Origin of the sequence: Streptomyces sp. NPDC048643 (assembly GCF_040650615.1) — a bacterium.
GTDB lineage: Bacteria > Actinomycetota > Actinomycetes > Streptomycetales > Streptomycetaceae > Streptomyces.
In genome coordinates, this window is the sequence record NZ_JBEZHO010000055.1 from 18027 (window position 1) to 29951 (window position 11925).

Genomic DNA, 11925 nt, shown 5'->3' on the forward strand with positions numbered 1-11925 from the left:
GGAATCCACCGTACGACCCCGCACTGACAACCGGGCCTGATCAGCGGCTCTGCGGTGCTCCGGAGCGGCGTCCGCGGTCCGGTCCGGAGCGGACGGCCGTCCGGCGGGCGGGGCGCGTGGTGACCGGATGGGCCGGGATGCCGGGCCGCCGGCTCTCCGCGGGAATCCAGTCGGCCCTGCCCATGACCATGAGCGGGTCGAACAGGACGACGACGCCGGCCAGGCAGAGGAAGGCCAGGGGGCCGATCATCATGGGCGCGAGCAGGGAGGCCGCCGAGTCCCCGGCCGGGCTGGCGCCTGCCGCGCCGTGCAGATGGACGCTGAGGGCGGCCATCCCCGTGTAGTGCATCCCGCTGACGGCGAGTCCCATGACGAGGCTCGCCCCCACGCTCCAGAGGAATCCCCGCACCTGCCCGGCCGCCCATAGGGCCGCGGTGGCGGCCACCACGGCGATGACGACCGAGGCGGACACGGTGAACGTGTTGTAGGCGAGGTTCCCGTTGAGCCGCATCCCGGCCATGCCCAGGTAGTGCATGGAGGCGACGCCGAGACCGGTGATGGTCCCTCCGGTGAACAGGGCCGTCCCGGTGGCGCCCTGGTAGCCGACGATGAAGATCCCGATGCCGACCATCACGACGGCGACGCCCAGACTCGCGAAGGTCGTCGGCCGGTCGTAGTGGACGGGGGTCTCGTCGACCGAGAAACCCATCATCGCGATGAAGTGCATCGTCCATATGCCGGATGCGATCGCGACCGAGCCGAGCGCGAGCCAGCCGGCGCGCCACGGGCCGGCGACGAGCATCGACCGGGTGGTGCAGCGGAGTCCCAGTGCCCCGCCCAAGCAGGCCATGAAGTACGCCACCAACGGTGTGACGAGTCCGTAACTGAAGCCGTCGACCGTGCCCTGCATGCGCGGCTGCCCTTCCGCTGTCGCTCTGTGAACGCTCCGAAATGCCCCCACCCTCGGGACCGCGGGAGCGGACCGGGCTGAGGCAGAGAGTATGACCCCCACCGGAATGGTCGAACGATTTTCCGGCAAAGAAACACGACCTCCCCCCACCTGTGCGGCGCAAGTGAGCGGACTTGGGCAACTCCATTCAATTCATGGCCATCTCGCTAACCGCATTCGTTGACTCTCTGCTGTCACTCTGTTGCTGTCCGTTATCTCTCGACGCAAGGAGTACGCATGCTTGCGCGCGTTGCCGCCGCCACGACCGCCGCGCTTCTTGGGGGAGCCGTTCTGATACTGCCCAGCCCGCACGCCAAGGCGGGCGACCGGCCCACGGCCCCGTTGGTCATCGCCCACCGGGGTGCCTCCGCCTACGCGCCCGAGAACACCCTGGCCGCCATCGACCACGCGGCCGAGCTGGGATTCGACTGGGTCGAGAACGACGTCCAGCGCACCAAGGACGGGCAACTGGTCGTCCTGCACGACGACTCGCTGGCACGCACGACCGACGTGGAGGAGGTCTACCCCGACCGCGCCCCCTGGAAGGTCAAGGACTTCACCGCGGCGGAGATCGCCCACCTCGACGCCGGGAGCTGGTTCGGCGCGCGGTACGCGGGCGTGCGGGTGCCGACCCTGAAGGAGTACATGGAGCGTGTCTCGCACAACCACCAGAAGCTCGTCCTGGAGATCAAGAACCCGGAGCTGTATCCGGGCATCGAGCGGCAGACCCTCAAGCTCCTGAGCAACGAGGGCTGGCTCGACCCGGTGCACCTGAGGGACCGTCTGATCGTGCAGAGCTTCAGCGCCGACAGCGTGCGGATCGTGCACGACCTGCGACCGGGCATCACGACGGCGCTCCTGGGCACGCCGGCGGTCGGGAAACTGCCCCGGTACGCGCGGTTCGCCGACCAGATCAACCCGGACCACACCTCGCTCTCGGCCGACTACGTGTCCGCGGTCCACGCGCTGCACGGGCCGCACGGGCGGATGAAGGTGTTCGCCTGGACCGTGGACGACGCGGCCGCCGCACGCCGCGTGGCGGGCTTCGGGGTGGACGGCGTCATCACGAACGTGCCCGACGTGGTCAGCAGGACCCTGGACGTGCCGCGCCGGCCGCGCGGCCGGGGCTGATCCGAGCGACGGGCCCAGGGCACAACGCCCGGGCGTGGACCGGTACCTCCGGCCACGCCCCGGGCGTTGTCAGTGGCGGGCCGTACCGTGGAGCGCATGAACAGCCATGGGCCCGACGGGCAGCAGGTCGTGTGGGCGGTCGTCGCCACGGACATCGGTCCGCTGCTCCTCGCGGCGACCCGCGACGGCCTGGTGAACGTCGTCTTCCACGCCTCGGACGCCGTGCGGGACAAGGCGCTCGACCGGCTCGCGTCCCGGCTGGGCAGCACGCCCGTCGAGGCACCGGACTCCCCCCTGCTCACCGAGGCGATACGCCAGGTCGAGGCGTACTTCGCCGGAGCACGCCGCGCCTTCGACCTGCCGCTCGACTGGTCACTGATCTCCGGGTTCAACCGCCAGGTGCTGCGAGAGCTGAACTCGGGCGTTCCGTTCGGTTCCGTCGTGGGCTACGGCGACCTGGCCGGCCGGGTCGGCCAGCCCGGCGCCGCGCAGGCCGTCGGGGTGGCGATGGGCTCGAACCCGCTGCCGGTCGTGGTGCCCTGTCACCGGGTCGTCGAGCGCGACGGCGGGATCGGCGGGTTCGGGGGCGGCCTGGAGACCAAGCGGAAGCTGCTGGCGCTGGAGGGCGTCCTGCCCGAGCCGCTGTTCTGAGGTCGGCGTCCGTCCCCGCTGTGCGGAGGTCGGCGTCACCTCGGCGGGACGACGGGCCGTGCCGTCCCCGCGGTCGCAGCCCTGCGAGCGGGCCCGCCGTTCCCGGTCCGGTCGTCCTCAGAGGCTGATGTGGTACGCCTTGCGGAGCGTCTCGTGGACGGTCCACGTCGTGCGGTCGCCCTCGCGCAGGACCGCCGCGTCACCGGGTCCCACCTCGATGACGTCACCGCCCTCGACCTCGATGGTGGCGCGCCCGCTGACGACGACGAAGAGCTCGTTCGCCTCGGTGTCGGTCACCACGCCGGGCGTGATCTGCCAGATGCCGCGCAGCTGCTTACCGTCGGCGGACTCCCACAGCACCTTGCCCGTCACGACGGGGTCGCCGGAGACGATCTGGGCCGGGTCCAGCGGCTCGAGCTCGAGTTCGGCGTCGGGGATGTGTACGGCGAAGGACGGGGTGGCCTGGGAGTTCGTGGTCATGAGCGCACACCCTAAGGGCATGCCCGTGCGCCAGAGCGAGGAGGGTCTCCTCACCGGGGCCAAGAGGGTCTCCCGCCTCGCGCGGGTGGTCGCGCCGCCGTTCGAGAAAGTCCCGACGCGCGGGGTGGCCGGGAGGCCCGGCCGGTAGCAGACTCCGCCCTGCGCACAGCCGCTGGCGTCCGACGTCACGGAGCCGAAGGGACGGCGAACAGGCATGAGCGGAAGCGGAAACAGGGCAGTCGCGTATCTCAAGCCGGGTGCGGTCGAGGTCAGGACCATCGACCACCCGACGCTTGAACTGCAGGACGGGCCGGGGGTGGCTACCGACAACGTCGGTCGCATGTGCCGGCATGGAGTCGTTCTCAAGGTGCTCGCCAGCAACATCTGCGGCAGTGACCAGCACATGGTGCGGGGCCGTACGACCGCGCCGGAGGGGCTGGTCCTCGGACACGAGATCACCGGAGAGGTAGTGGAACGCGGCCCGGACGTCGAGTTCATCGAGGTCGGGGACATCGTCTCGGTGCCGTTCAACATCGCCTGCGGACGGTGTCGCAACTGCAAGGAGCGCAACACCGGCATCTGTCTGAACGTCAACCCGGCGCGGCCCGGGGCGGCCTACGGCTATGTCGACATGGGCGGCTGGGTCGGTGGCCAGGCCGAGTACGCCATGATCCCCTACGCGGACTTCAACCTGCTGAAGTTCCCCGATCGCGACCAGGCGCGCGAGAAGCTCCTGGACCTGACGATGCTGTCGGACATCTTCCCGACCGGATTCCACGGTGCGGTCACCGCGGGCGCCGGAGTGGGTTCGACGGTGTACGTCGCCGGCGCGGGCCCGGTGGGACTGGCCGCGGCGGCGTCGGCGCAGTTGCTGGGCGCCGCGGTCGTCATCGTCGGGGACCTCAACACCGAACGCCTCGCCCAGGCGCGGAGCTTCGGCTGTGAGACCGTCGACGTGTCGCAGGGCGGCGTGGAGGACCAGATCGCGCAGATCCTGGGTGAACCCGAGGTCGACGCGGCGGTCGACGCCGTGGGCTTCGAGGCCCGGGGACACGGCAGGGACGCCGAGGAGGCGCCCGCGACCGTCCTCAACTCTCTGATGGGCGTCACGCGCGCGGGCGGCTCCCTGGGCATTCCCGGCCTCTACGTGACGGACGACCCGGGAGGGATCGACCAGGACGCGCGGACCGGGACGCTGAAGGTGCGCCTCGGCCTGGGCTGGGCCAAGAGCCACCGCTTCACGACGGGTCAGTGCCCGGTCATGCGGTACCACCGGGGGCTGATGAAGGCGATCCTGCACGAGCGCGTGCACATCGCCAAGGCGGTCAACGCGACCGTGATCAGCCTGGACGACGCACCGCGCGGTTACGCCGAGTTCGACCAGGGCGCCAGTCGCAAGTACGTCATCGATCCCCATGGGGCACTCGCGGGCGTACGGCCCGTCTGACCTCGTCAGGGGAAGGGGTGCTCCCGCACGCCTGGGAGCACCCCTTCTCCCTGCCCTGCTCTCGTCGGCGGATCCGGTGCCTGCCCTGCCCTCGGCGCCCGCCCCGGGTGTCGTGCACGGGCGCCCTGGTGGTTTGGGAGGGCGCGTCGCCCGCCAGAGATCCAGGGACGGGGAACCTCGACCGACAGGAGACAGACGCGTGATCGTGGTGTCCGAAGAGGTACGGGAGGCGCTCGACGCGCGCCGGCCGGTGGTGGCCCTGGAGTCGACGATCATCGCGCACGGGCTGCCCCGTCCGCGCAATCTGCAGGTCGCGCTCGAACTGGAGGGGGTCGTCCGGGAGGAGGGCGCCGTACCCGCGACGATCGCCGTGCTCGACGGCCGGCCCCACGTCGGCCTGGACAAGGAGCAGGTGGAGCGGGTCGCGAACGAGGACGGCATCCGGAAACTGGGCCACCGTGATCTGCCGCTCGCCGTGGCCTCGGGGGCGAGCGGGGCGACGACGGTGTCCGCGACGGCCCTGCTCGCGGCACGCGCCGGGGTACGGGTGTTCGCGACGGGCGGCCTCGGCGGTGTGCACCGTGAATGGACGGTGACCCAGGACGAGTCCGCCGATCTGGGCCTGCTGGCCCGCACCCGGATCACGGTGGTGTGCGCGGGCGTCAAGTCGATCCTGGACGTGCCGGCGACGCTGCAGCGTCTGGAGACGCTGGGAGTGGCGGTGGCCGGGTACGGCACGGACCGGTTCCCCGGCTTCTACCTCTCCGACTCGGGACACCCCGTCGACTGGACGCTCGAGTCCCCGGAGCAGGTGGCGGAGGTGATGCGCGCCCAGGACGCGTTGGACTCCCCCGAGTCGTCGCTGATCGTGGCGAACCCCGTTCCGCGGGAGGAGCAGCTCGATCCGTCCCTGCACGCGCGTGTGCTCGCCGACGCGTTGCAGGCGTGCGAGGCGGAGGGGATCACCGGGCAGGCGGTGACGCCGTTCCTGCTCGGCTATCTGGTCCGGCACACCGACGGCGCTTCGCTCAGCGCCAATCTGGCGGCGGTACGGGGCAATGTTCGGCTCGCGGGACGGATCGCGGCGGCCTGGGCGAGCGCGTGAGCGGCGCGGGCAGGGACGCCCCGGAACGCGCCCCGTCCGGCGCGGAGAGCGCGGCCCCCGGCGAGGGATCGCGTCCCGCTCGCGGCGCCCTGCTCGTCGTCGGGGACGTCGTCACGGATGTCGTGGCGCGGCATCGAGGGCCGCTCGCGTCCGGCACGGACACGGCCGCCGCCATCCGTACCGTGCCGGGCGGCGCGGGCGCCAACGTCGCGTGCTGGGCCGCGTTCGCGGGCTGTGCGGACGTACGGCTGCTCGGCCGGGTCGGTTCCGACGCGGCGGAGTGGCACGAGCGTGAGCTGTTGGCGAGCGGCGTGCGGCCGCTCCTGGTCACCGATCCGGAGGCGCCCACCGGGACGGTCATCTGTCTCGTGGATTCCGGCGCGTCGGCGGAGCGTACGTTCCTCACGGACAGCGGGGCGTCCCTGCGGCTCGCTCCGGAGGACTGGTCACCGGGACTGCTCGCCGGGGTCGGGTGGCTGCATCTGTCCGGGTATCTGTTCTTCTCCGAGCCGAGCAGGGCGCTGGTGTCGGTGGCGCTGGACTCGGCCCGCGCGGCCGGCGTGCCGGTGAGCGTCGACCCCGCGTCGGCCGGCTTCCTCACCGCGTTGGGTGTGGACCGGTTCCTTGAACTGTCGGCGGGGGTGGACGTGTTGCTGCCCAGCCGGGACGAGGCCTGTCTGCTGACGGGGCTGCCCGATCCGGCGGACGCGGCGGCCAAGTTGAGCCGTCAGTTCTCTCTGGTCGTCGTCAAGCAGGGCGGTGCCGGTGCCCTGGTGGCCCGTGCCGGGACCGTCCGGGCCCGTGTCCCGGCACGGACGGCGAAGCCCCGGGACACGACGGGCGCCGGTGACGCCTTCACCGGCGCGTTCCTCGCCGCGCTGCTCGCGGGAACCGCGCCGGAGGTCGCAGCGGTCGCGGGCTGCGCGGCGGGGGCGAAGGCGGTGGAACGGGTCGGAGGGAGGCCACCGGCGGACGGTTGACGGCGGGCAGTCGGCGCTTCGGACGATGCCCCGGCCCCACGGATCGCCTCCCCGGCCGGGATGAAGCGCCACGGCCGGCGCTGCCCGGCGACGCCGACCGTTCAGCCCTTGCGCCCCCAGGCCGAGATCATCGGTGCCGTCGCCAGGTCCATGGAACCGGCGGCGACGTTCGCCAGGTGCTGGTCGATCTCGTCCTGGGTCGCGAGGCCCGCGGTGACGAGCTGGTCGCGGACCTGACGGACCGTCGCCGTTTCCAGGACGGTGCAGGCGGGAGAGGTGACGGGGAAGTACGCGTCGGCCTCGACGCCGCGCAGTCCCGCCTCACGCAGCAGGCGTGGGAGCTTGCGGCCGTAGGCGAGGTCGGCGCCCCGGTCGGCGAGGAGCTTGCGGAAGCCCTGGCGCAGCCGGTTCGCGAGCTGCTGCTCGGGGCCGTGCTCGTCGGGGCAGAGGAGGGGCTGGAGGGCAGGGTCGGCGTCCTCGACGAGGAGCCGGCCACCGGGCCGCAGGGCCTTGATCATCGAACGCAACGCCCGCTCCCGGTCCGGCACATGGACCAGTACGAGCCGGGCGTGCACGAGGTCGAAGCCCTCACCGGGCGGCTCCTCGGTGCCCACGTCGTGGACCCGGACCTGAACCGGAGGGCGGGCCGCCGAGGCCGCCCACGAGGTGTCGATGTCGGTCGCGACGACCTTGCCTGTGGGGCCGACCTTCTTGGCGAGCCAGGACACCACGGACGTGCCGCCCGCCCCGACCTCCCAGCAGCGCCAGCCGGATCCGATGCCGAAGCGTTCCATGTGCCGGAACGTCGTGGGGTCGAAGAGGGTGGCGAAGGCCTGGAAGCGCTGTCCCGCCTCGTCCTGCTGGTTGTCGAGGAGATAACCGTCGGTTCGCGTCATGGGTGGATCATCCCAGTTGACCGGCTTGTCGGGCCGCCCATCCCGCGGGGCGGAGGAGTCGGCCACCCCGCACGGCGGAACGGAATCCTCCATTCCCACAGCCTTTTCCGGTGTCGGAGCAGGACTGGCAGACTGGCTCGCCAGGCGCAGATAGCGACCCGAGGAGATCCACGAGGAGATCCCATGTCCATGGCAGGGAATTTGCGGAGGGTGACGGCGCTGAGTGCCGTCGGCGGCCTCCGCAAGGTGGCGCGGCTGACGCGGCGGCGGCCCCGTGTCGACCTCAGTCACCACGCCCGGTCACCGCTGGGCTCCGCGGTGGTGAACTGCGTGGCCTACCAGGAAGGCACCCGGGTCCCGGAGGGACGGGACCTGGTCGACACCGTGGAGCGGATCCGCAAGCGGGACGAGGGGTTCGTCTGGCTCGGGCTGCACGAGCCGACGGAGCAGGAGTTCGCGGGCATCGCCGAGCTCTTCGACCTGCACCCGCTGGCCGTCGAGGACGCGGTGGAGGCCCATCAGCGTCCGAAACTGGAGTGGTACGGCGACACGTTGTTCGCCGTGTTCAAGACGGTCTGCTACGTGGAGCACACCGAGCTGACGGCGACCAGTGAGGTGGTGGACACCGGCGAGATCATGGTGTTCGTCGGATCGGACTTCGTCATCACCGTGCGCCACGGACGGCACGGTTCGCTGGGTCCGCTGCGGGAGGAACTGGAGTCGGATCCGGCGCAGTTGTCGAAGGGGCCGGCCGCCGTCCTGCACGCGATCGCGGACCACGTCGTCGACGACTACGTGAGCGTCACGGACTCGGTCCAGGCGGACATCGACCAGGTCGAGGCCGACGTGTTCGCCGAGAACGGCGCCCGCACCGACGCGGGCCGTATCTACCAGCTCAAGCGGGAACTCCTCGAACTGAAGCGGGCCGCGGTGCCGCTCGCCCGCCCGGTCCAGGAGCTGGCGACCCGGCCGATCCGCGTGGTCGACCCGGAGATACAGGCGTACTTCCGGGACGTCTCGGACCATCTGCTGCGGGCCACCGAGCAGATAGCCGCCTTCGACGAGTTGCTCAACTCGATCCTGCAGGCCCACCTGGCACAGGTGACGGTCGCACAGAACGAGGACATGCGGAAGATCACGGCGTGGGCGGCGGTCATCGCCGTGCCGACGATGGTCTGCGGCGTCTACGGCATGAACTTCGACAACATGCCCGAGCTGCACTGGAGGTTCGGCTACCCCATCGTCATCGGCGTCATATCCGTCGCCTGTCTCGTCCTCTACCGGGGGTTCCGGCGCAACGGCTGGCTCTGACACACCTCTCGCCCGGCACGGCCGACCGGACGAGAGTGCGCGCCGTGGAGGACGGGCGTACGCGGCGGCGGCTCAGCCCGTCGCACTCCTCGCGTAGACGCTCTCCACCCAGCCGGCCAGCTGTTCGTCGCTGAGATGCTGGGCGAGGTCGGCCTCGCTGATCATGCCGACGAGCCGCTTGTTCTCGATCACGGGAAGCCGTCGGATCTGATTGCCCTTCATCTCCGTGAGTACTTCGCCGACGTCGGCCTCGGACTCGATCCAGCGGGGTGTCCCGTGGGCCATGTCGCCCGCGGTCACCCGAGCGGGGTCGTGGCCCATGGCCACACAGCCGACGACGATGTCGCGGTCGGTGAGGATGCCGCAGAGGCGTTCGTTCTCGTCGCTGATGGGCAGCGCGCCCACGTTCAGCTCGCGCATGAGCTGGGCGGCGCGGTCCAGGGTCTCGTGAGCGGGGATCCACTGGGCACCACGGTGCATGATGTCTCCGGCGGTGGTCATGGAGTACCTCCCGGTGCCGGACGGCCGGCGCGGCGCCGAACACACCGCTAGTCCCGGCGCCCTATATTCTCGCCGCGCTTCAGGGGCTACGCACCTGGAGGTCGGTACGCCCCGGGTGCGTGAGCCACGGGACGGGGCCGGTACGGCGGGCTCCACCGAGCGGGTCGGGCCGCGCTCGGGTCAGCCGTTCCACGCCGGATGACGGGGGTCGTCGGCACGCACCAGGACATCGGCCGTGCCGGCCGGATCCACGTCGTCCTCGTACCGGGCGAAGGCGGGCAGGGTCCAGTGCTCCGCCTCGGGGGTACGGCGGCGGAGGGCGCCCGGCGAGAGGAGGACGTGGACGCTGAGGTCGAACGGGAACCAGTGGCGCAGGAGGAGGGGGCCGTGCAGCAACAGGATTCCACCGGGCGGGAGTTGGACGTACGCACTGCGGGTCGCGCGGTCGGTGACAGGGTCCCAGAGGTCGGGCAGGACCCGCCCGTCGCCGCCGGTTTCGAGGGGGCCGAAGACCTCGCGCCACAGCGCGCCGGTGTCGAACCAGCCGTCGTAGTAGGCGTCGACGTCCTGGTGCCCGTACTCGAACCGGAGCGAGCCGGGCCGCAGGAAGCCCTCCGTGCCGACGACGAGAGACGGACGACCACGGACGCGCAGCGCCTCGGAGACGCGTTGGGCGAGGTCGCCGGGGAGGGCGGCCGGGGCTCCGTCGAACGCGATGCGGGGCCAGGAGCCGCCGTCGGCCGGTTTCAGGTCGAGCAGCCGGTCGGCGAGGAGGTCGCCGAGCCGTTCCCAGGTGATCGCTTCGAGTCGCACAGGGCCCATGATGCATCGACCACCGGGGAGGGCGGGCGGGAGGAGCCGCCCGGGCCCACCACGTGGACGACGGCCAGGGACGGGGAAGGAACCCCCCATGGCACGGTCGCCGCTCCCCCGCGCCGGACCGGCGGTGCGCTTGTCGTCGTCCAGCCGCTCAGGAAGCGGCACTGTGCCGACTGCCGGCGCGGCCCCCTCGCGCTGCTGGTTCTCGATGAGGGTGCGCCACGCTGTCTGGACTGTGCGGATCTCGGTCACCTCGTGTTCCTGCCGCGGGGCGACAGCGCGCTGACGCGCAGGTCGCGGGAGGACAGCGGTCTGTGTGCCGTGGTGGTGCGGTTCCACCGGCGGCGCGGCCGGTACGAGCGGCAGGGCCTGCTGGTCGAGGAGGCCGCGCTCGCCCGGGCCGAGGAGCGGTGTCTGGCGGACGCCGAGGCGCGACGGCGTCGCCAGGCCAGGGACGCGCGGCGCCGGGAGGCGGAGGACGTGCGGTTCACCGAGGCGTTCGCACGGGAGATAGGCAGGTTGTTCCCGTGCTGTCCCGCCGACCGCGCGTACGCGATCGCCGCGCACGCCTCGGTGCGCGGCAGTGGGCGGGTCGGGCGCAGCTCGGCCGGCCGGGCGTTGTCCGAGGCGGCGGTGACCGCGGCGGTCCGGGCGACCGTCCGGCACACGGAGACCGCGTACGACGAGCTGCTGATGACCGGGGTGCCGCGGTACGAGGCGCGTCTCCGGATCGCGTCGGTGGTGGACGCGAGGCTCCAGGAGTGGCGCGCCGAGAGGACTGAAGGGGTGTGAGAAACAGCGGAGGGGGCGCGAACGGCGTCCCCGAGAGCGCGGGGCGGAGGCGCTGGAGGCTCGCGCATGGGTGCGCGGCACTCGGCCATGGTCGCGGTCGTCCGGGCGGATTTCACTTGTGGTGTCGGCTCACGCTGTGCAGGATCACTGGCTCGGCCTCAGCCGTCTCGGCGACTGTTCGGCGGCGTGGCAGGCCGTGCCGGACCTGTGACGCGGCGCCGACGTGGACGTGGCGATGTCGACGGGCGCCGGGTGACGGGTGACGGGTGACGGGTGACGGGGTATCGACGGGTGGCTGGGAGTGGACATGATCGACGGACCGTATTTCGTGCTGACGCTGCTGGGGGTGCTCGGCTGCGGACTCGTGGCGGGGGTCTTCTGCGGGTTCTCCACGTTCGTGATGCGGGCGCTCGCCCAGCTGCCCCCGGCGCAGGGGGTCGCCGCGATGAAAGCGATCAACGTCGCGGCGTTGCGACCGCCGTTCATGCTCGTGTTCGTCGGGACCGCGGTGCTGTGCGCGGTGCTCTCCGTGGTGACGTTCGTGGTGTGGCCGGCCGAGGCGACGGTGGAGTTGTTGCTCGGCAGCGCGCTGTACCTGTTCGGCTCGTTCGGGGTGACGATCGCGGCGAACGTCCCGCGCAACGAGGTGCTGATGGGGCTGGACCCCGGGACGCCCGAGGCCACAGCGCTGTGGCCCACCTATGTGCGCGAGTGGACGATGTGGAACCACGTGCGCACGATCGCCTCGGCGGCCGCGGCGGTGTCCTACACCCTGGCTCTCACCTGAACCGGCCTGTCGCCGTCCCGCTGCCGCACCCGGGTGGGGCGGCGAGGTGTGCGGAGGAGACGTACCGTGGGGAGAA

General features: G+C 71.6%; 14 protein-coding genes. 9 read left to right on the top strand and 5 right to left on the bottom strand.

Annotation, left to right across the window (positions count from 1 at the left end; translation table 11 throughout):
- Positions 1 to 40: 40 nt before the first annotated feature.
- Complete coding sequence (locus tag AB0C62_RS35385) at positions 41 to 910, bottom strand: MHYT domain-containing protein (RefSeq protein ID WP_362980337.1); 870 nt, start codon at positions 908 to 910, stop codon at positions 41 to 43.
- Positions 911 to 1186: 276 nt separating this feature from the next.
- Here AB0C62_RS35385 and AB0C62_RS35390 point away from each other — a divergent pair, with 276 nt between their 5' ends.
- Positions 1187 to 2080, top strand: a complete 894-nt coding sequence (locus AB0C62_RS35390) for a glycerophosphodiester phosphodiesterase family protein (protein ID WP_362980339.1) — start codon at positions 1187 to 1189, stop codon at positions 2078 to 2080.
- A gap of 96 nt (positions 2081 to 2176) precedes the next feature.
- Complete coding sequence (locus AB0C62_RS35395) at positions 2177 to 2731, top strand: methylated-DNA--[protein]-cysteine S-methyltransferase (protein WP_362980341.1); 555 nt, start codon at positions 2177 to 2179, stop codon at positions 2729 to 2731.
- A 117-nt stretch (positions 2732 to 2848) separates the two neighbouring features.
- Here the strand turns inward: AB0C62_RS35395 and AB0C62_RS35400 are convergent, their stop codons facing one another.
- On the bottom strand, positions 2849 to 3211 hold the full coding sequence (locus tag AB0C62_RS35400; RefSeq protein ID WP_362980343.1) for a cupin domain-containing protein: 363 nt from the start codon (positions 3209 to 3211) through the stop codon (positions 2849 to 2851).
- On the opposite strand from AB0C62_RS35400, the gene AB0C62_RS35405 reads away from it, so the two are divergent.
- The 4 genes from AB0C62_RS35405 to AB0C62_RS35420 all read left to right on the top strand — a co-directional run bounded on the left by AB0C62_RS35405 (position 3210) and on the right by AB0C62_RS35420 (position 6743).
- The gene (locus AB0C62_RS35405) at positions 3210 to 3359 is read left to right on the top strand and encodes a hypothetical protein (protein ID WP_362980345.1); all 150 of its coding nucleotides are present in this window, start codon (positions 3210 to 3212) and stop codon (positions 3357 to 3359) included. The two genes, AB0C62_RS35400 and AB0C62_RS35405, sit on opposite strands and share 2 nt — an antisense overlap.
- Positions 3360 to 3425: 66 nt before the next feature.
- On the top strand, positions 3426 to 4658 hold the full coding sequence (gene fdhA / locus AB0C62_RS35410; protein ID WP_362980347.1) for a formaldehyde dehydrogenase, glutathione-independent: 1233 nt from the start codon (positions 3426 to 3428) through the stop codon (positions 4656 to 4658).
- Between the two features lie 199 nt (positions 4659 to 4857).
- Complete coding sequence (locus AB0C62_RS35415) at positions 4858 to 5763, top strand: pseudouridine-5'-phosphate glycosidase (RefSeq protein WP_362980349.1); 906 nt, start codon at positions 4858 to 4860, stop codon at positions 5761 to 5763.
- A gap of 89 nt (positions 5764 to 5852) precedes the next feature.
- Positions 5853 to 6743: a sugar kinase gene (locus AB0C62_RS35420; protein WP_362980411.1), complete on the top strand. Its 891-nt coding sequence runs from the start codon at positions 5853 to 5855 to the stop codon at positions 6741 to 6743.
- A 101-nt stretch (positions 6744 to 6844) separates the two neighbouring features.
- Here AB0C62_RS35420 and AB0C62_RS35425 read toward each other — a convergent pair whose 3' ends face one another.
- Positions 6845 to 7639 (bottom strand): methyltransferase domain-containing protein, encoded by a 795-nt coding sequence (locus AB0C62_RS35425; protein WP_362980351.1) that lies wholly within the window; start codon positions 7637 to 7639, stop codon positions 6845 to 6847.
- A gap of 183 nt (positions 7640 to 7822) precedes the next feature.
- Between AB0C62_RS35425 and AB0C62_RS35430 the strand changes: the two genes are divergently transcribed.
- Positions 7823 to 8950 carry a magnesium and cobalt transport protein CorA gene (locus tag AB0C62_RS35430; protein WP_362980353.1) on the top strand — a complete coding sequence of 376 codons (1128 nt, stop codon included), beginning with the start codon at positions 7823 to 7825 and terminating at the stop codon, positions 8948 to 8950.
- A 72-nt stretch (positions 8951 to 9022) separates the two neighbouring features.
- Here the strand turns inward: AB0C62_RS35430 and AB0C62_RS35435 are convergent, their stop codons facing one another.
- Positions 9023 to 9451, bottom strand: a complete 429-nt coding sequence (locus tag AB0C62_RS35435) for a CBS domain-containing protein (RefSeq protein WP_362980355.1) — start codon at positions 9449 to 9451, stop codon at positions 9023 to 9025.
- A 180-nt stretch (positions 9452 to 9631) separates the two neighbouring features.
- Entirely contained in the window at positions 9632 to 10273 is a 642-nt protein-coding gene (locus AB0C62_RS35440; protein WP_362980357.1) for a uridine kinase, read from the bottom strand.
- A gap of 192 nt (positions 10274 to 10465) precedes the next feature.
- Between AB0C62_RS35440 and AB0C62_RS35445 the strand changes: the two genes are divergently transcribed.
- Positions 10466 to 11062, top strand: coding sequence for a DUF2293 domain-containing protein (locus AB0C62_RS35445; protein WP_362980412.1), 597 nt, complete (start codon positions 10466 to 10468; stop codon positions 11060 to 11062).
- Between the two features lie 307 nt (positions 11063 to 11369).
- Positions 11370 to 11849, top strand: coding sequence for an anthrone oxygenase family protein (locus AB0C62_RS35450; protein ID WP_362980359.1), 480 nt, complete (start codon positions 11370 to 11372; stop codon positions 11847 to 11849).
- Positions 11850 to 11925: the final 76 nt, after the last annotated feature.

Coding starts and splice junctions, on each gene's coding strand:
- AB0C62_RS35385 (WP_362980337.1), bottom strand. CDS start 910: ATGCAGGGCACGGTCGACGGCTTCAGTTACGGACTCGTCACACCGTTG.
- AB0C62_RS35400 (WP_362980343.1), bottom strand. CDS start 3,211: ATGACCACGAACTCCCAGGCCACCCCGTCCTTCGCCGTACACATCCCC.
- AB0C62_RS35450 (WP_362980359.1), top strand. CDS start 11,370: ATGATCGACGGACCGTATTTCGTGCTGACGCTGCTGGGGGTGCTCGGC.
- AB0C62_RS35440 (WP_362980357.1), bottom strand. CDS start 10,273: ATGGGCCCTGTGCGACTCGAAGCGATCACCTGGGAACGGCTCGGCGAC.
- AB0C62_RS35405 (WP_362980345.1), top strand. CDS start 3,210: ATGAGCGCACACCCTAAGGGCATGCCCGTGCGCCAGAGCGAGGAGGGT.
- AB0C62_RS35390 (WP_362980339.1), top strand. CDS start 1,187: ATGCTTGCGCGCGTTGCCGCCGCCACGACCGCCGCGCTTCTTGGGGGA.
- AB0C62_RS35425 (WP_362980351.1), bottom strand. CDS start 7,639: ATGACGCGAACCGACGGTTATCTCCTCGACAACCAGCAGGACGAGGCG.
- AB0C62_RS35395 (WP_362980341.1), top strand. CDS start 2,177: ATGAACAGCCATGGGCCCGACGGGCAGCAGGTCGTGTGGGCGGTCGTC.
- AB0C62_RS35430 (WP_362980353.1), top strand. CDS start 7,823: ATGTCCATGGCAGGGAATTTGCGGAGGGTGACGGCGCTGAGTGCCGTC.
- fdhA (WP_362980347.1), top strand. CDS start 3,426: ATGAGCGGAAGCGGAAACAGGGCAGTCGCGTATCTCAAGCCGGGTGCG.
- AB0C62_RS35435 (WP_362980355.1), bottom strand. CDS start 9,451: ATGACCACCGCCGGAGACATCATGCACCGTGGTGCCCAGTGGATCCCC.